The organism is Synechococcus sp. CB0205 (genome assembly GCF_000179255.1).
Classification (GTDB): Bacteria; Cyanobacteriota; Cyanobacteriia; order PCC-6307; family Cyanobiaceae; genus Vulcanococcus.
This window is the reverse complement of sequence record NZ_ADXM01000042.1, coordinates 1-17,774: the sequence shown is the minus strand read 5'-3', so window position 1 is coordinate 17,774 and position 17,774 is coordinate 1. Positions and strand designations below refer to the sequence as shown.

General features: G+C 65.7%; 19 protein-coding genes and 2 tRNA genes. 11 read left to right on the top strand and 10 right to left on the bottom strand.

Going from position 1 to position 17,774, the window contains the following annotated elements:
- The 3 genes from CB0205_RS0106745 to CB0205_RS0106735 are packed head-to-tail and all read left to right on the top strand — an operon-like array spanning position 1 to position 2,992.
- Positions 1-1,116 (top strand): TRAP transporter substrate-binding protein, encoded by a 1,116-nt coding sequence (locus CB0205_RS0106745; RefSeq protein ID WP_029626182.1) that lies wholly within the window; start codon positions 1-3, stop codon positions 1,114-1,116.
- A complete protein-coding gene (locus CB0205_RS0106740; RefSeq protein WP_010315788.1) occupies positions 1,116-1,622 on the top strand; it encodes a TRAP transporter small permease subunit in 507 nt (168 codons plus the stop codon). Before CB0205_RS0106745 ends, CB0205_RS0106740 begins: the two co-directional genes overlap by 1 nt.
- A complete protein-coding gene (locus CB0205_RS0106735) occupies positions 1,622-2,992 on the top strand; it encodes a TRAP transporter large permease subunit (protein WP_010315786.1) in 1,371 nt (456 codons plus the stop codon). The genes CB0205_RS0106740 and CB0205_RS0106735 overlap by 1 nt, the downstream gene beginning before the upstream one ends.
- Here CB0205_RS0106735 and ggt read toward each other — a convergent pair.
- Genes ggt through CB0205_RS0106720 form a run of 3 tightly spaced genes read right to left on the bottom strand, consistent with a single transcriptional unit; the run spans position 2,989 to position 8,918 of the window.
- Positions 2,989-4,803, bottom strand: a complete 1,815-nt coding sequence (gene ggt / locus CB0205_RS0106730; protein WP_232197256.1) for a gamma-glutamyltransferase — start codon at positions 4,801-4,803, stop codon at positions 2,989-2,991. The genes CB0205_RS0106735 and ggt overlap by 4 nt on opposite strands.
- Positions 4,800-8,405: a hydantoinase B/oxoprolinase family protein gene (locus CB0205_RS0106725; protein WP_010315782.1), complete on the bottom strand. Its 3,606-nt coding sequence runs from the start codon at positions 8,403-8,405 to the stop codon at positions 4,800-4,802. Before CB0205_RS0106725 ends, ggt begins: the two co-directional genes overlap by 4 nt.
- A gap of 21 nt (positions 8,406-8,426) precedes the next feature.
- Positions 8,427-8,918, bottom strand: coding sequence for a YajQ family cyclic di-GMP-binding protein (locus CB0205_RS0106720; protein ID WP_010315780.1), 492 nt, complete (start codon positions 8,916-8,918; stop codon positions 8,427-8,429).
- Between the two features lie 64 nt (positions 8,919-8,982).
- On the opposite strand from CB0205_RS0106720, the gene CB0205_RS0106715 reads away from it, so the two are divergent.
- The gene (locus tag CB0205_RS0106715) at positions 8,983-9,399 is read left to right on the top strand and encodes an MAPEG family protein (RefSeq protein ID WP_010315778.1); all 417 of its coding nucleotides are present in this window, start codon (positions 8,983-8,985) and stop codon (positions 9,397-9,399) included.
- Positions 9,400-9,408: 9 nt separating this feature from the next.
- Here the strand turns inward: CB0205_RS0106715 and CB0205_RS0106710 are convergent, their stop codons facing one another.
- From CB0205_RS0106710 to ebsA, 3 genes are read right to left on the bottom strand one after another with little or no spacing between them, the layout of a single operon-like run.
- Positions 9,409-9,921, bottom strand: coding sequence for a hypothetical protein (locus CB0205_RS0106710; RefSeq protein WP_010315776.1), 513 nt, complete (start codon positions 9,919-9,921; stop codon positions 9,409-9,411).
- 37 nt (positions 9,922-9,958) lie between these two features.
- Entirely contained in the window at positions 9,959-11,065 is a 1,107-nt protein-coding gene (locus CB0205_RS0106705; RefSeq protein ID WP_010315774.1) for a phosphotransacetylase family protein, read from the bottom strand.
- A gap of 24 nt (positions 11,066-11,089) precedes the next feature.
- Positions 11,090-11,476, bottom strand: coding sequence for a type IV pilus biogenesis protein EbsA (ebsA, locus tag CB0205_RS15885; RefSeq protein ID WP_010315773.1), 387 nt, complete (start codon positions 11,474-11,476; stop codon positions 11,090-11,092).
- 26 nt (positions 11,477-11,502) lie between these two features.
- On the opposite strand from ebsA, the gene CB0205_RS0106695 reads away from it, so the two are divergent.
- Positions 11,503-12,249, top strand: coding sequence for an NAD-dependent epimerase/dehydratase family protein (locus CB0205_RS0106695; protein ID WP_010315772.1), 747 nt, complete (start codon positions 11,503-11,505; stop codon positions 12,247-12,249).
- Here CB0205_RS0106695 and map read toward each other — a convergent pair.
- The gene (gene map / locus CB0205_RS0106690) at positions 12,246-13,112 is read right to left on the bottom strand and encodes a type I methionyl aminopeptidase (protein WP_010315770.1); all 867 of its coding nucleotides are present in this window, start codon (positions 13,110-13,112) and stop codon (positions 12,246-12,248) included. The two genes, CB0205_RS0106695 and map, sit on opposite strands and share 4 nt — an antisense overlap.
- 57 nt (positions 13,113-13,169) lie before the next feature.
- Between map and CB0205_RS0106685 the strand changes: the two genes are divergently transcribed.
- The 6 genes from CB0205_RS0106685 to gltX all read left to right on the top strand — a co-directional run bounded on the left by CB0205_RS0106685 (position 13,170) and on the right by gltX (position 16,158).
- Complete coding sequence (locus CB0205_RS0106685; protein WP_010315768.1) at positions 13,170-13,475, top strand: hypothetical protein; 306 nt, start codon at positions 13,170-13,172, stop codon at positions 13,473-13,475.
- Positions 13,476-13,519: 44 nt separating this feature from the next.
- Positions 13,520-14,023 (top strand): 50S ribosomal protein L19, encoded by a 504-nt coding sequence (gene rplS, locus CB0205_RS0106680; protein WP_010315765.1) that lies wholly within the window; start codon positions 13,520-13,522, stop codon positions 14,021-14,023.
- Between the two features lie 95 nt (positions 14,024-14,118).
- Positions 14,119-14,191, top strand: a tRNA-Trp gene (locus CB0205_RS0106675).
- A gap of 37 nt (positions 14,192-14,228) precedes the next feature.
- Positions 14,229-14,417, top strand: a complete 189-nt coding sequence (locus tag CB0205_RS0106670; protein ID WP_006043540.1) for a hyperconserved protein Hcp — start codon at positions 14,229-14,231, stop codon at positions 14,415-14,417.
- Positions 14,418-14,624: 207 nt separating this feature from the next.
- Positions 14,625-14,698 (top strand) — tRNA-Asp (locus tag CB0205_RS0106665).
- 23 nt (positions 14,699-14,721) lie between these two features.
- Positions 14,722-16,158 (top strand): glutamate--tRNA ligase, encoded by a 1,437-nt coding sequence (gene gltX / locus CB0205_RS0106660; protein WP_010315763.1) that lies wholly within the window; start codon positions 14,722-14,724, stop codon positions 16,156-16,158.
- Here the strand turns inward: gltX and CB0205_RS14375 are convergent.
- The 3 genes from CB0205_RS14375 to CB0205_RS14370 all read right to left on the bottom strand — a co-directional run.
- On the bottom strand, positions 16,063-17,340 hold the full coding sequence (locus tag CB0205_RS14375) for a cation:proton antiporter (RefSeq protein ID WP_043705637.1): 1,278 nt from the start codon (positions 17,338-17,340) through the stop codon (positions 16,063-16,065). The genes gltX and CB0205_RS14375 overlap by 96 nt on opposite strands.
- Positions 17,330-17,581 (bottom strand): hypothetical protein, encoded by a 252-nt coding sequence (locus CB0205_RS0106650; RefSeq protein WP_010315758.1) that lies wholly within the window; start codon positions 17,579-17,581, stop codon positions 17,330-17,332. Before CB0205_RS0106650 ends, CB0205_RS14375 begins: the two co-directional genes overlap by 11 nt.
- Before the next feature lie 8 nt (positions 17,582-17,589).
- Positions 17,590-17,774, bottom strand: a 185-nt coding sequence (locus CB0205_RS14370; protein WP_010315756.1) for a DUF1643 domain-containing protein, incomplete at its 5' end; no start/stop codon positions are given.

The following is a 17,774-nucleotide window of genomic DNA, read 5'->3' as shown; positions in this document are numbered from 1 at the left end:
ATGCAGCGGAGGGGCCTGCTGCGGGCTGCGGCCACAGCGGCGGGCTCCGCGGGAGCTGCCTCCTTACTGGGTGCCTGCCGCATCCGCAAAGTTGGTGAAGCTTCCGGGGTCGCGCGGCCCCAGGTGCGCTGGCGCATGGCCACCAGCTGGCCCCACTCCCTGGACACGATTTTTGGCGGCGCCCAGACCATCAGCCGCCGGGTCGCGGAACTGAGCGAGGGCAGCTTCCAGATCGAGCCCTATGCCGCCGGGGAACTAGTGCCGGGCCTGGAAGTGCTCGACGCCGTGCAAAACGGCTCCGTCGAATGCGGCCACACCTCCAGCTACTACTACGTCGGCAAGAACCCCGCGCTGGCCTTCGGCACCTCCGTGCCCTTTGGCCTGACGGCCCAGCAGCAGAACGCCTGGCTCTATGAGGGTGGCGGCAATGAGGCCATCAATCGCCTCTACGCCGATTTCGGTGTGATCAGCTTCCCGGCGGGGAACACCGGAGCCCAAATGGGCGGCTGGTTCAAACGGGAACTGGAGGGACTCCAGTCCCTGAGGGGCCTAAAGATGCGCATCCCCGGCCTGGGGGGCAAGGTCATGGCCTCCCTCGGGGTGAACGTTCAGGTCCTACCGGGCGGCGAGATCTACCTGGCCCTTGATCGTGGTGCCATCGATGCGGCGGAGTGGACCGGCCCCTACGACGACGAGAAGCTCGGCCTCCCCCGGGCGGCCCGCTTCTACTACTACCCAGGCTGGTGGGAACCAGGTCCGACCCTCGCGGCTCTGGTGAACCAGAGCGCCTGGCGCGCCCTTCCGGCGGACTATCAGGCGATGTTCAGCACGGCCTGCTACGAAGCGAACCTCTCGATGCTGAGCCGCTACGACAGCCTCAACGGTCAGGCCCTGCAGCGCCTGATGACAGGCGGAACCCAATTGCGTGCCTACGACGAAGCGATCCTGACGGCAGCCCGCGAGGCCAGCGACCAGCTCTACGCCGACACGGCACGGACGAACCAGGATTTCAAAACGCTCTACGCCGGCTGGAAGACCTTCCGTGAGCAGATCTGGGCCTGGAACCGGGTCAATCAGCTCTCCTACGCCAGCTTCAGCTACGGCCAACCCCGCTGATGGCGCGCGTGGACTGGCCTGATCAGATCGATCGACTGAACCAGGCTGCCGCCTGGATTGGTCGCTGGTCCATCCTGCTGATGTTGGTGGTCGGGGCCTGGAATGTGGTCGGGCGCTACCTCGGCCTGGCCCTGGGACTGAGCCTGAGCTCCAACGCCCTGATCGAGGCCCAGTGGGCCCTGTTTTCCATCGCCTTCCTGCTGGGGCTGGGCTACACGCTCCAGCGCAATGGCCATGTCCGAGTGGATGTGCTCCACAGCCGCTGGTCCCCCCGCAAACAACGGCGGGTTGAACTCGGCGGGACGTTGCTGCTGCTGCTGCCCTTCGCGGTCATGGTGCTGCTGGTCTCGCTGCTACCCGCCCTGCAGTCCTGGCAGATCTGGGAGCAATCGCCGGATCCCAACGGCCTGCCGCGCTACTGGATCAAAAGCTTGATCCCCCTGGGCTTTGGCTTGTTGGCGCTGCAGGGGCTGGCCCAGGCGCTGCGCCTGAGGCGTGAGCGCTGATGGAACTGGAGGCCTTCGGCTACGTCATCACCTTTTTCCCCGGCGAGGTGCTGGGGCCCGCGATGTTCATCGCCCTGGTGCTGGCGCTACTGAGCGGCTACCCGGTGGCCTTCGGCCTGGGCGGCATCTCGGTGCTCTTCGCCCTGTTGGGGATGGCCGTTGGGGTGATTGAACCGCAGTTCTTGACGGCGCTGCCCCAGCGGATCTTCGGGATCATGAGCAACTTCACGTTGCTTGCGATTCCAGCCTTCGTGTTCATGGGGGCCATGCTCGAGCGCTCGGGCATCGCCGAACGATTGCTTGTGGCCATGGGCCAACTGCTGCGAGGAGTCCGCGGCGGCCTAGCCCTGGCGGTGGTGCTGGTGGGGGCGCTCCTCGCCGCAACCACCGGTGTCGTCGCCGCCACCGTCACCACCATGGGACTGATCTCCCTGCCGGTGATGCTGCGGGCGGGCTACGACCGCTCCCTGGCAACGGGAGTCATTGCCGCCTCCGGCACCCTGGGCCAGATCATTCCGCCGAGCATCGTGCTGGTGGTACTTGGCGACCAGTTGGGGGTCTCCGTTGGCGACCTGTTTCTGGGGGCGCTGATTCCCGGGGTACTGATGACCGCGGGCTTCGCGCTCTACGTCCTGGTCATCAGCAGCCTGAAGCCGGAGCTGGCACCAGCCCTCAATGCCGAGGCCGACTCCAGCCAGCCGAGCGGCAGGGCACTGTTGAAGGTGCTGCTGCCGCCCCTGGGCTTGATCCTGCTGGTGCTGGGCAGCATCTTTTTTGGCCTGGCCACCCCCACCGAAGCTGGAGCAATTGGGGCGATCGGAGCCATGGCCCTGGCGGCCCTGGAGGGGGGACTGAATCGCCGCGGCCTCAATCAGGTCTGCGACGACACCCTGCGCACCACCGCGATGGTGATGGCGATTCTGCTGGGATCCACCGCCTTCAGCCTGGTCTTCCGCGGCGTGGGCGGCGATCAGCTGATCAGCGATCTGCTGCTCAACCTGCCGGGGGGCAAAGCGGGCTTTTTGCTGGTGAGCATGGCAGTGATCTTTGCCCTGGGCTTCTTCATCGACTTTTTTGAGATCGCGTTCATCGTCTTGCCCTTGCTGCTGCCCAGCGCGCGTCAGTTGCTGGGACCTGAGGCCCTGCTCTGGTTTGGGGTGCTGATCGGCGCGAACCTGCAGACCTCGTTCCTCTCGCCCCCCTTCGGCTTTGCCCTGTTCTTCCTCCGCGGGGTGGCTCCAGACGAGGTCAGCACCCAGTCGATCTACCGCGGTGCCTGGCCCTTCATCGGCGTTCAACTCGCGGTCTTGCTGCTGATCGTCTGCTTCCCGCCCTTGGTGAACTGGCTCCCGTCGATGCTGCGCGTCTAGGGGCGCTCAACCACTGCCGCCGCATCCGGTCGACGGGGGTCAGCCACACCCCAACTGCCCAGCAGTCTCTCGGCGTCGTAGCGGACTTCTGCAGAGTTCGCTGACCCCATCGCTGGACGCAGCCGGAGTTGATGGCCCCGCTGCTCCAGCAGCCGCCAGGTGTCGGGACTCAACCCCTGCTCCGTGCTGATTTGATCAGGCCAGAGTTGGCTGTGGATCCGGGTCTCTGCCACCGCTGAGGCCAGGTTGAGGCCATGCACCAACCGGTTCAGCAGCACCTGCAGGACCGTGGTAATGATCCGGCTTCCGCCTGGGCTGCCCGTGGCCAGCAGGGGCCTGCCATCGGCGTGGAACACCAGGGTCGGGGTCATCGAGCTGAGGGGACGGCGTTCTGGGGCGATGGCGTTCTGGCTGCCCTGGCGCAGGCCGTAGGCATTGGGCGCTCCGGGCTTGGCCGTGAAGTCGTCCATCTCGTTATTGAGCAGGAACCCGGCGCCAGGAACGCTGATGCCATTGCCGTAGGCCGTATTCAAGGTGGTGGTGGTACTCACCAACCCGCCATCGCGGTCCACCACAGAGAGGTGGGTCGTATTGGTGCCGCCCTGGGCCGGCAGTACCTCGGCTTCCAGCTCAGTGGCAGGGCGGTGACGATCGAGCCGAATCTGTCGCCGTTGGGCATCGGCATAGCGATCACTGAGGAGACGATCCAGCGGCATCGCCACCTGGTCCGGATCGCCCAGAAGACGATTGCGGTCCCGGTAGGCCAGGTTCATGGCCTCCACCATCCGGTGAATCGTCGCGGCGCTGTTCAGACCGCTGCGCTGAAGCTGCAGCGGCTCCAGGACCTTGAGCAGTTGCAGCAGAGTGGCCCCGCCCCCGCTGGGAGGGGGCATCGTCAGCACGGGATAGCCCCGGAGTTCCCCCTGCAGTGGACGCATCCAGGGGGCTTGATAGCGCTTGAGATCCTCCAGGCTGATCAGACCGCCCTGGGCCTGCATCAAAGCGACCAGGTTCTCGGCCAAGGGACCGCTGTAGAAGCAACGGGCACCCTGCTCCGCAATGCAGCGCAGACTGCGCGCCAGCAGCGGTTGCTTCAGGCGCTCGCCGCTCAGGTAGGGGGCCCCATCAGGCTTGAAGAACTGGGAACGGCTCGTGGGATCAGCCTTCAGCAACGGCGCCGCCGCCTGGAGGGAGTCACTCAACTCCGGCCCCACCAAAACACCCTGTTCAGCCAGGTCAATCGCCGGCTGCATCACCTGGGCGAGGGAGAGGCAGCCATAACGGCGTTGCACCTGGGTCAAGCCAGCCACCGTGCCGGGGACCCCCGTGCTCAGGAGGCTGCGCAGGGCCCGCTGGCGATTCACCGTGCCGTCGGGGTTCAAGAACAGATCCGCTCGGGCCGCCAGTGGGGCCTTCTCTCGGAAGTTCAGGGCCACGGCCTCACCTCGGCCCAGGCTGATGGCCTGGGGAAGCTCGGGTCCCCGGGTCACCGCCGCACAGGTGCGAATCGGCCCCCGCTTGGGCAGCCAAAGCAACAGGAAGCCGCCGCCGCCCAAATTGCCCGCCTGGGGCAGGGTCACCGCCAGGGCAAAGGACGTCGCGACGGCCGCATCGACGGCATTACCGCCCCGGCGCAGGATCTCAGCACCCACCGCCGCGGCCTGGGCCTCCTGGGCTGCCACGACTCCGGCGGAGGACTCAACAGGATGGAAGCGTTGACTGCGCTCCTGCAAGAGGTTCGCCCCGGCCGCGTTGGGGAAGGCCAGGGCGAGGCAGGCCACAGCCATGGCGAAGGGGGAGTGTCGTCTCATGGCTCCATTGCTCCATAGCCGCCGCCACCGGGGGTCGCCATCTGGAGTTGATCACCGGGCTGCAGCTCCACCAGCGCAGAACCCGGCAAGGGCTCCAGCTGCGCAGAGCCTGCCCGCCGCAAGCTGTTTTGACCGCAGGCCCCAGCGCCGCCACCGGCCAGACCGAAGGGGGGCACCAGGCGACTGCCGCTGAGCAGGGAGGCCGTCAAGGGCTCCAGGGCCGTCAGGGTCCGCACCACGCCATGACCACCGGGCCAGCAGCCGATGCCCCCGCTGCCGGCGCGAATCGCAAACTGCTCAAGCCGCACCGGTAAGCGCTGCTCCAGGATTTCTGGATCCGTCAGGCGGGAGTTGGTCATGTGGCTCTGCACCGCATCGGCACCCGCAAACCCCTCGCCAGCTCCGGTTCCGCCGCACACCGTCTCGTAGTACTGGCAATTGGAATTGCCAAAGCTCAAGTTATTCATCGTGCCCTGGGAGGCAGCCAGCGCCCCCACCGCTGCAAACAGGGCATTGGCCACCGCTTGGGAGGTCTCAACATTCCCCGCCACCACAGCGGCTGGGGGCCGGGGGTTCAATAGACAGCCTTCCGGCACCACCAGTTCCAAGGGATCAAAACAGCCGGCATTCAGGGGAATCGGCTCGCGCACCAGGCAGCGGAAGACATAGAGCACCACAGCCTTGGTGATCGCCAAGGGGGCGTTGAGATTGCCCTCGATCTGAGCAGAGGTCCCGCTGAAATCAATCCGAGCGCGGCGCTGCTGGCGATCCACCGACAGGCGAACGACGATCTCCGGGCCGGCATCCAGCGGAACCCGCGCCTCGCCATCGGACAGTCGACTGAGGACCTGACGCACCGCTGCGGCCGCCTGATCCTGGACGTGCCCCATGTAGGACAGCACCCGCGCTTCACCCACCGCCTCCATCAAGGCCAGCAGGCGCTGAACCCCGAGGTCATTGGCCGCCAGTTGCGCCTGCAAATCCGCCAGCAGCTGATCGGGGTTGCGGGCCGGCCAGGGCCCGTGGGCCAGCCGCTCCCGCCAGGCCTGCTCCAGCAGGCGGCCGCCCCGCACCAGCGGGACGTTGTCGAACAGCAGTCCCTCCTCCGCAATCGAACGACTACTGGATGGCATGGATCCAGGCGTGATCCCTCCCACATCGGCGTGGTGGCCGCGGGAGGCGACGAAGGCCACGGGCTGGTCACCGCCTGAGGGGGAAAACAGCGGCGTGATCAGCGTGAGGTCCGGCAGATGGGTGCCGCCATTGAACGGGTTGTTGGAGACGACCGCATCCCCGGGCTGCAGGGGCTCGAGCTCCCCCTGCTCGACGGCCCGCATCAGGGACAACACGCTCTCCCCCATGGAGCCCAGGTGAACAGGGATGTGCGGCGCATTGGCCACCAGACGTCCCCGCCCGTCAAAGAGGGCACAGGAGAAATCCAGGCGCTCTTTGATGTTCACCGAGACGCTGGTCTGCTGCAGACGGGTGCCCATCTGCTCAGCAATCGCCATGAAGCGATGGCCGAATAACTCCAAATTGACCGGGTCAGGATCAGTGGTCTGGGCCTTGCTGGACTGAAGACCAGCCGCTGCACCGCGGCTCAAGAGCAATTCGCCCCCAGGCAGGCAGCGAGCACGCCAGGACGCGGGCAGCAGGTTGGTGCCTGTGGCCTCACAGATCAAGGCCGGACCCTCAATGCACTGACCCGGGGCGATCTGGGCGCGCTGCCAAAGGGCGGCGGACCTCCAGGCCCCCTCCAAGAAGACCGAGACGCTCCCGGGCCCTTGGGGCTCGGCGGCGACGGCATAGCTGGAGCGGGGGCGAGCCATGGCACCGGGCCAGCTGAACTCCAGGCTGAGGCGATCGACGACGATCTCGGGCCGATCGCCGCTGGGGAGGTAGCCGTAGCGCTGCTGGAACTGGGCGATGAACTGCTGCCGCAGCCGCTCGGGGCCCGGGCAGGGCTGGGGCCAAGGCACCGCTAGGCACTGGTCCCGGCCTGGTAAGCGCAACTGCAGGGTCCGCTGCAGCTGGGGAGACGCGGGGACCGCACGGATCCGTTCAGCGGTGATCGCCTCCAGTGCAGCCAAGCCGCCTGCTGAGAGCGGACGCCCCCAGGACTTTTCCCACACCTGCCCCTCATCCGCCAGGCCAATGCCGTAGGCCGACAGCACCCCAGCGAAGGGATGCAGAAGCACCTGCTGCATCCCAAGCCGCTCCGCCAGGGCACAGGCGTGTTGGCCGCCCGCGCCACCGAAGCAGCAGAGCACGGCTTCCCGCACGTCATGGCCCTGCTGGATCGAGATGCGGCGAATCGCCTCGGCCATCCGCTCCAAGGCCAAGTCCAGAGCCCCCTCGGCCGCCGCCTCGGCGGAGCAGCCCAAGCGCTCGCCAAGGGCGTCGAACTGCGACCGCACAACACTCCCATCCAACGGTTGATCAGCCTTGGGGCCGAACACCGCGGGGAACTGCTCGCTCTGCAGCCGCCCGAGCAACAGATTGGCGTCGGTGATGGTCAGGGGCCCACCGCGGCGATAGCAAGCCGGACCGGGATCCGCCCCCGCCGACTCGGGACCGACCCGCAGGCGCACACCATCGAACTGGAGGCGCGATCCACCGCCGGCGGCCACGGTGTGAATCGCCAGCATCGGCGCCTGAATCGACAGCCCCTCGAGCTCCACCTGCTCCAAGCGGGGCCAGGGCCCATCGCAGTAGCAAACGTCCGTCGACGTCCCGCCCATGTCAAAACCGACGATGCGGCCAAAGCCCGCCTCCGCCGCCGTGCGCACCGCACCGACGAGCCCCCCGGCCGGCCCCGACAGGATCGTGTCCTTGGCGCGCAGCGCTGCTGGGGCAGCCAAGACACCACTGGACTGCATCACCCGCAGCGGCACATGGCGGCCCAGGGCCTCTTGCACCTGCTGCAGATAGCCCTGCAGCACCGGACCCACGGACGCCTCCAGCACCGTGGTCTGCCCCCGCGGCACCAGGCGCGGCAGGGGACTGACCTGATGGGAGAGCGCGATCTGATCAAAGCTGAATGGCTCCAACCAAGAGCCAAGCTGCTGCTCATGGCTCCGATTGGTGGTGCTATGCAGCAAGGCAACAGCAACACTGCTGTAGCCATCCTCCTTCGCCGCCTGAACGGCAGCCCGCAGTTCCTCATCCAACAGCAGGGGCTCAAGCTCCTGGCCATCGGCCGCCAGGCGGCCCTGAACCTCAATCACCCGGCCCTGCAACGGCTGCGGACGGCGAATGGCCAAGGCGAAGAGATCAGGCCGGTGTTGATCTCCAATCGTCAGCAGATCAGCGAAGCCCTGGTTGATCAGCAACAGGGTGCGCGCACCGCCGCGCTCCAAAAAGGCATTCGTGGCCACCGTGGTCCCCAGGCGAACCTCTGCCACGAGCCCCGGGGGAATGACGTGCTGCTCCGTCCCCAGTCCCAGGCACTGACGAATCACCCGAACCGCCGGATCCCCCGGATGGTCGGGTTGCTCCGAGAGCACCTTGAAGACCTCCAGCTCCCCATCCGGCCTGCTGGCCACCACATCGGTGAAGGTGCCGCCCCGATCGATCCAAAAACGCCAGCCTGAGCGGGTCATGGGCTGACAGAAACGCTGCCTCTAGCGGTAGTTCTGGAACTGCAGGGGCACTTCGACGTCCTGGTCCTTCAGCAGCTGAATCACCGCCTGAAGGTCATCTTTGCTTTTGCCGGTTACCCGCAGGGCATCACCCTGAATGGCGACCGTGACTTTCTTGAGCTCGTCGCGAATGGTTTTGCTGAGCTTTTTTGCCAGCTCCTGACTGAGGCCTTTGCGCAATTTGACCACCTGCTTGACCTTGTTGCCGCCGACGGGCTCAGGGGTTTGGAAGTCGAAGATCTTGAGCGAGAGGTTGCGCTTGGTCGCCTTCTGACGCAGCACATCCTCAACCGCCTGCAGCGTCATATCGCTTGCGGTCGTGATCGTCAGGCTGGTCTCCTCCAGGTCGACTTCGGTGCCCGAATCCTTGAGGTCGTAGCGGGTCGAGACGTCGCGGCGCACCTGGTCCAGGGTGTTCACCAATTCCTGCCAATCGAAATCGGAGACGACGTCGAAGGAGTAGCTGGAGGCCATGCGGTCGCGCGGGGTGAACCGGGCTCAGCCTAGAAAAGGAGGCAACCCAAGCCCGTTGGCCCCGATGCATCCCGCCTTTGCCTGGTCGCTGTTCCTCAGCGCCGGTGTTGTGGTCTCCAGCCTGGTGCCCCTCGGCGCGGCCCGCTCCAAGGCCGACTTCCAACTGAGCGACCGGGCCGCCCCCCGGGCCATGGCCGAGCGGCTGCCGGATTGGGGCAAGCGGGCCAACTGGGCCCACCTCAACAGCTTTGAGGCCTTCACCCTCTATGCCCCGGCCGCGCTGATTTGCCTGATGACCGGCGTCAGCTCACCGGTGGCCATCGCCGCCGCTTGGATCTATCCGGCCCTGCGGCTGGGCTACATCGCTGCCTACGTCGCCAACCTTCCGCCCGTTCGCTCCCTCTGCTGGGCCGGTGCCATGACCTGCGCCGGTCTTCTCTATTGGGAGGGACTGCAGGCCGTCATTGCCGCGGCCAACTGAGCAAAAGGGTCAGTCGAAGAACATCAGGCTGACCACCTTTCCCATGTCTTCTGCGGTTCGGCAGCTCGCCAGCAGGGTCTCGCTGTCATGGAAGGCAAAGCAAATCAGCTGATCGCAGCGGCGAATGATCTCCTGGTTGCAGAGGCTGCTGGCCATCGGCAACGGCAGTTCGTCGTTCTCCGGTTTCTCGACCAGGTGCAGAACCCGATCGAGCTGCTCGCGGGATTCCCGGGGTTGTCTATCGAGGCTTTGCGGCAGCAGCACCGTCAACCGTGACGGGTCGATTTCCAGGACACCGCGAATCACAGCGGCATTCACGCCCTGGGAGCCCGAAGTAATCAAGCTGTGCCCCTCCTGGGCCAGGGAGCGGGCCACCAACTCCACCAGGTGGACCGAAACCACCGGCACATGGCGGCTGCCGAGAATGGCAATGCGACGCTTACTCCGGTCCTGGAGCATCGCCAGCTCTTGAGCCAGGGTGTCAATCCGGTCGAGGGCCGGCAAATCAAGAGACCGGGTCAACGCATAGCACCAGCTGACGTTTCGAAACTAGCAGTGATTACGCAGGGACTGGCAGCCGTAGGCGACTGAAAAGCCGCTCAAAATCGCAATGCTCTTCCACAAGGCGGAAGGCATAGGTGGCCTTCACCGATTCATGCAGCCGGACCTGACCGAAGGCGTTTTCGATCACCCCAACGGTCGTCAAGGTGTCGTGGTCGACCTTGAGCAAGGGAACCTCAAGTTCCTCAGCCCTGGAGATCAACTGGGGCAACGGTTCACCCGCACCCGTGAGGATCAAGCACTGGGTCGAGGCCTCCAGCGCAGCCAATTGAATATCGGTACGGTCCGCACCCGTGACCACAGCCATGTTGCGGCGGCGGCGGAAGAACTCCATGGCGGAGTTCACGTTCATCGCACCAATGGACAGGGTCTCGACCAGAAGATCGTGCCGCTCAGGGCAACACAGGGTCCGGGCATCGAGGCGGCGAGCCAATTCCTCGACGGTGACGCTGCGCAGCAGCGGTGAGCGGGGCATCACCCCCAGCACCGGCAGGCCAAGCCGCTCGAGGGCGGGGACCACATCAGCGCGTAGGGCCGTCACCTGGGCGGGGGGCACTCCATTGAGCACCACCCCAGCCAGCAGCTGACCCAGTTGATCGCGCGCGGCGAGCAGGGGCTCAACGCTGCTGCTGTCGTCCCAGGCATGGACGAGCAGCACTGGCGCCTGCAAGCCCTGGGCCACCTGGGCCAGGCTCAGTCCATAGAGACGGCCATCGTTGAGGCTGCCTGAGGCCTCCATCAAGGTCAGCCCCTCGCTCGAGGACTGCAGTTGCTGCTGCAGCCGCTGGAATCCAGCCCCTGGCTGGAGGTTGCCATCCAGCAGACGCGCCCGAGCTGCTTCGGCGTCCTTGAGATGAACCGAAGGGACCAGCTGGTCATCCTTGAGTCCCAGGATCTGGCCGACGAAGCGCACGTCATCGTCGATCAGCGGGTCGGAACCCTCAGCGCTATCGGCCAGGGGTTTGCCCAGCCGAACGCTCACTCCACGCTGCAGCAGCTGGCGGGCCAAGCCCAGCACCACCGCCGATTTGCCACTGAAGGGCGCACAGGAACCGATCAGCAGGGCGGGGGAACAAGCGTGATTCGCCGCGTTGCCCTGGCCCATGTCAACCCAGTTGTTCAATCGAATCTAAGGGGTGCCGGGGGGCGGATCGAGTCCAAGCAACAACCATTGCCAGAAGCTCTCAGGCAGATCCATCGAACCGTCCTGCTCCCTGCAATCCATCAGCCAGAGCACCAGCTGAGAGGTGGCCACCGAACAGGCGTAGTTCGCCCCAGGCAGTGCCGGTGACGGACGGGTCGGATCCGCCTCCACCACCAACTCCAACTGCGCCGGCTCCGAAGGGGCCACCCCCGCCCGCCAACGCAGCTCAAAGGGCCGCTGCCCAGCGGGCTTGAGCTGACGCACCCCAGAGCAGGAGCCACAGGCCAAGGTCTCCAGAGCACGCTCCAATTCCGCCGGGCGCGCGCTCCCCTGGCAATAGGGAGCGAACAAGGCCACCAGCCCCGCCGACATGCCAAGCACCGTCCTCTGCACCGAGGATGGCGCAAGCTGAGGCCATCGCCCACCGCTGCATGGGACTGCCGCGCTTTCAAGGACGCACCGTTGCCCTCACTGGAGCCAGCGGCAGCCTGGGCCAAGCCCTGTTGCAGCAGCTCGACGCGGAGGGAGCGCAGCTGATCGCCCTGACCAGCAGCGATCGACCGCTACGCATTGAACGCGCCAATGGGGACCCCGTCCCCCTCGAACAGGTGCGCTGGAGCGTGGGCCAGGAGCAGGCCCTGAGCGACGTGCTGGCGCGGGCCGACATCTTGGTGATCAACCATGGTGTGAACTGCCATGGCGAGCGCAGCCCCGAAGCGGTCGTGCGATCGCTCGAGGTCAATGCCCTCAGCAGCTGGAGGTTGCTCGAGCTCTACGCCCAGCAGGACGACGGCACGCAAAAACGGGAGGTCTGGATCAACACCTCCGAGGCCGAGATCCAAGCGGCGGTCAGCCCGCTCTACGAGATCAGCAAACGGCTGCAGGGCCAACTGCTGAGCCTGCGGAGCCTGGACCTGGCCACGGCGACCTTCCGAATCCGCCGGCTGGTCCTCGGCCCATTTCGCTCCGCCCTCAATCCCATCGGGCTGATGTCTGCTGCGTTTGTCGCCCGGGAAATCCTGCGGCAGACCCACTGGGGATTGGGGTTGGTGATCGTCACACCAAACCCTTTGACTTATCTATTGATGCCCCTTGCGACCCTCAGTCGCTGGGCCTACTTCCGGCTGGTCAGCAGCCGGCCCTAGAAGTCGCGGTCGGTCAGGATCTCGCAGCCGTCGCTGGTCACCGCGATGGTGTGCTCCCACTGGGCCGAGAGGCTGCCGTCAACGGTCACCACGGTCCAGCGGTCCTTCAGGGTGCGGCAAACCTTGCTGCCTGCATTCAGGATCGGCTCCACCGCGAGGGTCATGCCCGGGCGCAGCTTCATGTTCGGCAGCTCCCGGGTGCGGTAGTTGAAGACCGAGGGCTCCTCATGCAGGTTGCGGCCCACGCCATGGCCGGTGTAGTCCTCCACAACCGCAAAACCATTGGCCTCGACGTGGTCCTGAACCGCACCGGCCAGATCCAGCAGGGTGCTGCCCGCCTTGACCGTCGCCAGGCCCTTCATCAGTGATTCCTGGGCCACCCGTGCCAGGTCCTGGGCCTCCTGGGAAGCACCCTCACCGACCAACAGGCTGATGCAGCTGTCGCCGTGGTAGCCGTCGAAGTAGGCACCGGTGTCGACCTTAACCAGGTCACCGGCCTTAATCACCCGCTTGTTGCTGGGGATGCCGTGGACCACCTCGTTGTTGATCGAGGCGCAAATGCTGGCGGGAAAGCCGTGGTAGCCCTTGAAGCTGGGCGTCGCACCCATCTCGCGAATGCGCTTCTCCGCGTGGGCGTCCAAATCCCCTGTGGTCATGCCCGGTTGGGCCAACTCCATGATCTCCCGCAGGACCGTGGCCACGATCCGGCTGGCCTGGCGCATCGTCTCGATCTCACGCGCGCTCTTGACCTCGACACCGCGGCGACTTTTCTGAATCCGGGGGCCGGTCTGGGTCACCGCCGACTGGGGCACCTGACCTTGTTCTTTCTGGGTGGCGGCCAGCAAATCAGCAAAGAGGTTCATCGCGCCAGTGCAGGCCTGCTCTCTGCAAGTTAGAACCTGAGCCCTGGACTGTGCCGCATGCAAGCAACCCTGGCCTGGATGCGGCGCCTCCATGCCGCCATCGCTCCGCTGGTGGTGCTGCCGCTGCTGCTGACCGTCTGCAGCGGAATGGCCTATCGGCTTCTGAAGGATTGGGGCGGCTTCGGCCGGGACCAGGTGCACTGGCTGATGGTCCTGCACGAAGGGGAATGGCTGGGCACCACCGCGGAGCCGATTTACGTGCTGCTCAACGGGCTCGGTCTGCTATGGATGCTGGTCACAGGCACCACCCTGGCAATCCGCCGGCTGTGGCGTCTGCGCCCCCGGAATTCGGGGGCACCTTGAGCCAGTACACTGGTTGTTTGGCCAGGCGTTTTAACGGAGCTGGGATGGCAGCGGATTCCAAGGACATGACCGACGAGATCAAGAACGAAGAGACCCAGGAAGCCGCCGGCACCGAGGCTGCAACTGACTCCGCCGTAGCTGTGGCCGAAAAGCCTGCTGCTGCAAAAGCCACTGTGGGCAAGCTCAGCGCCCACGCCCTGATGCAGGCCTTTGAGGCCGAGCAGATCGCCAAGAACCCCAAGGAGCTCCCCGACATCTACGTCGGCGACACCGTCCGGATCGGCGTGCGCATCACCGAGGGCAACAAGGAGCGCATCCAGCCCTTCGAAGGCGTGATCATTGCCAAGCGCCACGGCGGCCTCAACGAGACCATCACCGTTCGCCGCATCTTCCAGGGCGTCGGCGTGGAGCGCGTCTTCATGATCCACAGCCCCCAAGTGGCTTCCATCAAGGTGGAGCGCCGCGGTAAGGTGCGTCGGGCGAAGCTCTTCTATCTGCGCGACCGGGTGGGCAAAGCCACTCGCGTCAAGCAGCGCTTCGATCGCTGAGGCTCACCGCCTCCAGCACATCGGCCACTTCTCCCAGGAGTGGCCACTGAAGACCTCTGCTCAGCAGAAGTCTTTGAAGAGGGGACATCGGCCCTGCGCCGTTAGTTCAGTTGGTAGAACGCAGGTCTCCAAAACCTGATGTCGGGGGTTCAAGTCCTCCACGGCGCGTTCGATGTCCCCTACCTGCAGTCTCTCGTTTCCGGACATGGAGTTGGATCTACAGCCCGGTGATGTGGTCAAGGTTCTGGAATCCGCCGCCCTCGGCTGGGTTCGTGCCCGGGTGATCCGCGTCAAATCCGGCGGTCGTGTCGTCGTCCAGAGCGACCAAGGCCGTGAGTTCACCGCCCGTGGCAATCAGGTCCGCCTGATCGAACCCGCCGGCTTCCGCCCCTGATCGTCTGAGCTCCGCTCATCACCATCTCAAGCCCGCCCTTGGCGGGTTTTTTTGTGCCCAAAACCAGGGCCAGTTCACAAGGTTTGCCGGCTCAGGCCCTGAGTGTGTTGACGGAGGGCAGGGCGACAACGGATACTTTTGAGGTCGCAAACGCGACACGGCTGGGGCCTTGAAATCCCAGACGGAGAGAGCTCTTAGAGCGCTCAAGGGACTGTAGTTCAACCGGTTAGAGCACCGCCCTGTCACGGCGGAAGTTGCGGGTTCGAATCCCGTCAGTCCCGTTTCCACCTTGAGGTCAACGCCAGTGACTGGAACTGGAGCGGCGGTCCGTGTGCGTCTCGCCCCCAGCCCGACTGGAACGCTTCATATCGGTACCGCTCGCACGGCGGTCTTCAACTGGCTCTTCGCCCGTCACCTCGGTGGGGAGTTCCTGCTGCGGATCGAAGACACCGACAAGGAGCGCAGCAAGCCGGAATACACCGCCAACATCCTTGAAGGGCTGAAGTGGCTGGGGATCAACTGGGACGCGGAGCCCGTGATCCAAAGCGAGCGAATCGAGGCCCATCGCGCCGCCATTCAGCAGCTCCTGGACTCCGGCAAGGCCTATCGCTGCTATGCCAGCGAAGCAGAGCTCACTGAAATGCGGGAGCAGCAGGCGGCCGCCAACCGCGCCCCCCGCTACGACAACCGCCACCGCGACCTCAGCCCAGAGCAGGAGCAGGCCTACATCGCCGAGGGCCGCGAGGCCACCATCCGCTTTCGCATTGATGACGAGGCCGTCATCACCTGGAACGACCTGGTCCGCGGCGCCATGCGCTGGTCCGGTAGCGACCTGGGCGGCGACATGGTCATTGCCCGTCGCGCTCCGGCCGATCAAATCGGCGACCCCCTCTACAACCTGGTGGTGGTCGTGGATGACGCCGCCATGGCCATCAGCCATGTCATCCGCGGCGAGGACCACATCGCCAACACCGCCAAGCAGCTGCTGCTCTACGCAGCCCTCGGTGCACCCGTCCCCGAATTTGCCCACACCCCTCTGATCCTGAACAAGGAAGGGAAGAAGCTCTCCAAGCGCGACGGCGTCACCTCGGTCAATGACTTCCGCGAGCAGGGTTACACCGCTGAGGCCCTGGCGAACTACATGACCCTGCTGGGCTGGTCGCCACCGGAGGGCATGGAAGAGCGGTTCAGCCTGAGCGACGCGGCCCAGGTCTTTGGCTTTGATCGGGTCAACAAAGCTGGAGCCCGCTTCGACTGGGACAAGCTCAACTGGCTCAATAGCCAGGTGCTCCATGAGCGCAGCCCCGAGCAACTTCTCGCTGAACTCGAGCCCCAATGGAAGGCCCTGGGCTGGAGCCACAGCGACGCCAGCTGGCTCCAGGAACTCTGCTCCCTGCTCGGTCCCTCGTTGGTCACCCTCAAGGACGGCATCGAGCAGGCCCGTCCCTTCTTTGAGCGCCCCGAACTCAGCGAGGCCGCCCTCAAGCAACTCGAGCTTGACGGTGCCCGCTCCGCCCTTAAGGCCCTGCTCGAGCATCTGCCCGAGGGCGCTTTGACAGCCGAGGCCGCCCAAGAACTGCTGGGCAAGGCCGTGGCCGATGCCGGCGTCAAGAAAGGCGTCCTGATGAAGACCCTGCGGGCCGCCCTACTCGGCAGCCTTCAAGGTCCCGACCTGCTCACCACCTGGTTGCTGCTCCAGCCCAGTGGCGAGGCCAGGGCTCGCATCGAGCGCAGCCTCTAGGTCGCTCTCCACGAGCCCCAAGCGCCGTGCCAGCAGGGGAGCGGACAGCCCCTGCACCGCCACGGTGATCAAGATCGTCAGGAACACCAGGCCCTTCAGAGCACCGCCGCCACTCACCCCGGCGGCGCTCAATTTCAGGGCAAACAAGCTGGCCACGGCCGCCGTCACGATTCCCCGCGGCGCCACCCAGCTGAGCATCAACTTGTCGCCCCAACTCAGGCCGGGCAGGCCCACCGAACCGGCCTGAACCACTAGCCAGCGATACAGCATCAAGGCGGCCACACAGCTGACACCACCCCAGCCCAGGGGCGAGAGCTCAGCCCAGGAGAGATCCGCGGCCAAGAGAGGAAAGAGCACCGTGATCGCCAGCTGGGCCAGGTGGGCAATCAGGGCATCGAGGTTGCTCGCTTCGTCCTTGAGCCGCAGGCCGACGACGATCCCCGCCGACACTGCCGCCGGAAGCCCCGCCTCCGGCAAGAGCACCTGGGTGCCACTCACCAACAGGAACAGCACCCCCAAGCTCAGTTGCAACCGGAGGCCCTCAGCCTCACTCGGCAGGCGCTGCAGCACCAGGACCAGAAGCCAGCCGCAACAACCACCCATCAACACCCCACCGCCGAGGCGCAGCAGCAACAGCGGCAGGACCTGATCCCACTGGGACAAATCACCCAGGGCCAACTGCAGCAGCAGCAGGGCCAGCACGGCCCCCACCGGCTCCAGGATCAGGCCTTCAGCCTCGAGCACCGCCGAAAGGCGCGGCACCAGACGCATCTGCTGCACCAAGGGCGTGATCACCGTGGGCCCTGTCCCCAGGGCGATGGCCCCAAACACCCAGGCCAAGGGCCAGGACAACCCCGCCAGCTCATGGGCCAGCAGGGCTCCGCCCACCAGCCCGAGCAGACCACGGGTAAGCACCAACTGCAGCACCGTGCGCTGCAGGTCGCGGCCAGCCAGACGCAAATTCAGGCCACCGTCAAAGAGCACCAAGCTCACCAGCAAGCCCACCAAGGACTCCAGCCCTCCCCCCAGGCGCTCGGGCTGCACCCAATCCAGTCCGGCATCACCGATCAGCAGCCCCGACGCCAGCAGCAGCACCACCGAAGGCCAGCCACTCAGGCGTGCGATCAGCTGGGCCAGGGCACCGGCAAAAAACGAAAAGCCCCAGATCAGCTCAGAAGTCATCGTCATCGAGGGCACCGAAGACCGGCTCCACTCGGATCCCCTTCACGGCGCTGGGGCGCACCACCAGGTACTCATCGGGCAACTCCGTGATCGGGACGTTGATGAAGGCATCGGCCGGGCCGGCGTTCAGGACCGTGCCGTACCACTGCTGGAACGCATCGAGGCTGGGGAAGTGCACCACCTGCTCATGCCCCCCGGAGAGCAGCAGATGGATCGCATAGCGGCTGGGGGTGCGGGTCATCGAGGCGCTCAACCAGGCCGAAGCTCTTCCCCAGAATGGGTCAAACGCAGCGGCTGCGCAGCCTTGGCGGCATAGAGCGGATGCCGGGGCTGGCCGCTGGCGGTCAGCCCGAGGGCCAGCAGCGGCACACCCTGCTGCCGCAAGAGGCGCAACACCGCTTGGTCGCGATCCCTCCAGCGGCCGCCGTTGCCCC

Bases quoted from the DNA above. Each gene is read 5' to 3' on its own strand.
- CB0205_RS0106725 (WP_010315782.1), bottom strand. From the start codon at position 8,405: ATGACCCGCTCAGGCTGGCGTTTTTGGATCGATCGGGGCGGCACCTTC.
- CB0205_RS0106685 (WP_010315768.1), top strand. From the start codon at position 13,170: ATGCAAGCAACCCTGGCCTGGATGCGGCGCCTCCATGCCGCCATCGCT.
- CB0205_RS0106670 (WP_006043540.1), top strand. From the start codon at position 14,229: ATGGAGTTGGATCTACAGCCCGGTGATGTGGTCAAGGTTCTGGAATCC.
- CB0205_RS0106720 (WP_010315780.1), bottom strand. From the start codon at position 8,918: ATGGCCTCCAGCTACTCCTTCGACGTCGTCTCCGATTTCGATTGGCAG.
- map (WP_010315770.1), bottom strand. From the start codon at position 13,112: ATGAACCTCTTTGCTGATTTGCTGGCCGCCACCCAGAAAGAACAAGGT.
- rplS (WP_010315765.1), top strand. From the start codon at position 13,520: ATGGCAGCGGATTCCAAGGACATGACCGACGAGATCAAGAACGAAGAG.
- ggt (WP_232197256.1), bottom strand. From the start codon at position 4,803: ATGAGACGACACTCCCCCTTCGCCATGGCTGTGGCCTGCCTCGCCCTG.
- CB0205_RS0106650 (WP_010315758.1), bottom strand. From the start codon at position 17,581: ATGACCCGCACCCCCAGCCGCTATGCGATCCATCTGCTGCTCTCCGGG.
- CB0205_RS0106695 (WP_010315772.1), top strand. From the start codon at position 11,503: ATGGCGCAAGCTGAGGCCATCGCCCACCGCTGCATGGGACTGCCGCGC.
- CB0205_RS0106735 (WP_010315786.1), top strand. From the start codon at position 1,622: ATGGAACTGGAGGCCTTCGGCTACGTCATCACCTTTTTCCCCGGCGAG.
- CB0205_RS0106740 (WP_010315788.1), top strand. From the start codon at position 1,116: ATGGCGCGCGTGGACTGGCCTGATCAGATCGATCGACTGAACCAGGCT.
- ebsA (WP_010315773.1), bottom strand. From the start codon at position 11,476: ATGTCGGCGGGGCTGGTGGCCTTGTTCGCTCCCTATTGCCAGGGGAGC.
- CB0205_RS0106715 (WP_010315778.1), top strand. From the start codon at position 8,983: ATGCATCCCGCCTTTGCCTGGTCGCTGTTCCTCAGCGCCGGTGTTGTG.
- CB0205_RS14375 (WP_043705637.1), bottom strand. From the start codon at position 17,340: ATGACTTCTGAGCTGATCTGGGGCTTTTCGTTTTTTGCCGGTGCCCTG.
- CB0205_RS0106745 (WP_029626182.1), top strand. From the start codon at position 1: ATGCAGCGGAGGGGCCTGCTGCGGGCTGCGGCCACAGCGGCGGGCTCC.
- CB0205_RS0106705 (WP_010315774.1), bottom strand. From the start codon at position 11,065: ATGGGCCAGGGCAACGCGGCGAATCACGCTTGTTCCCCCGCCCTGCTG.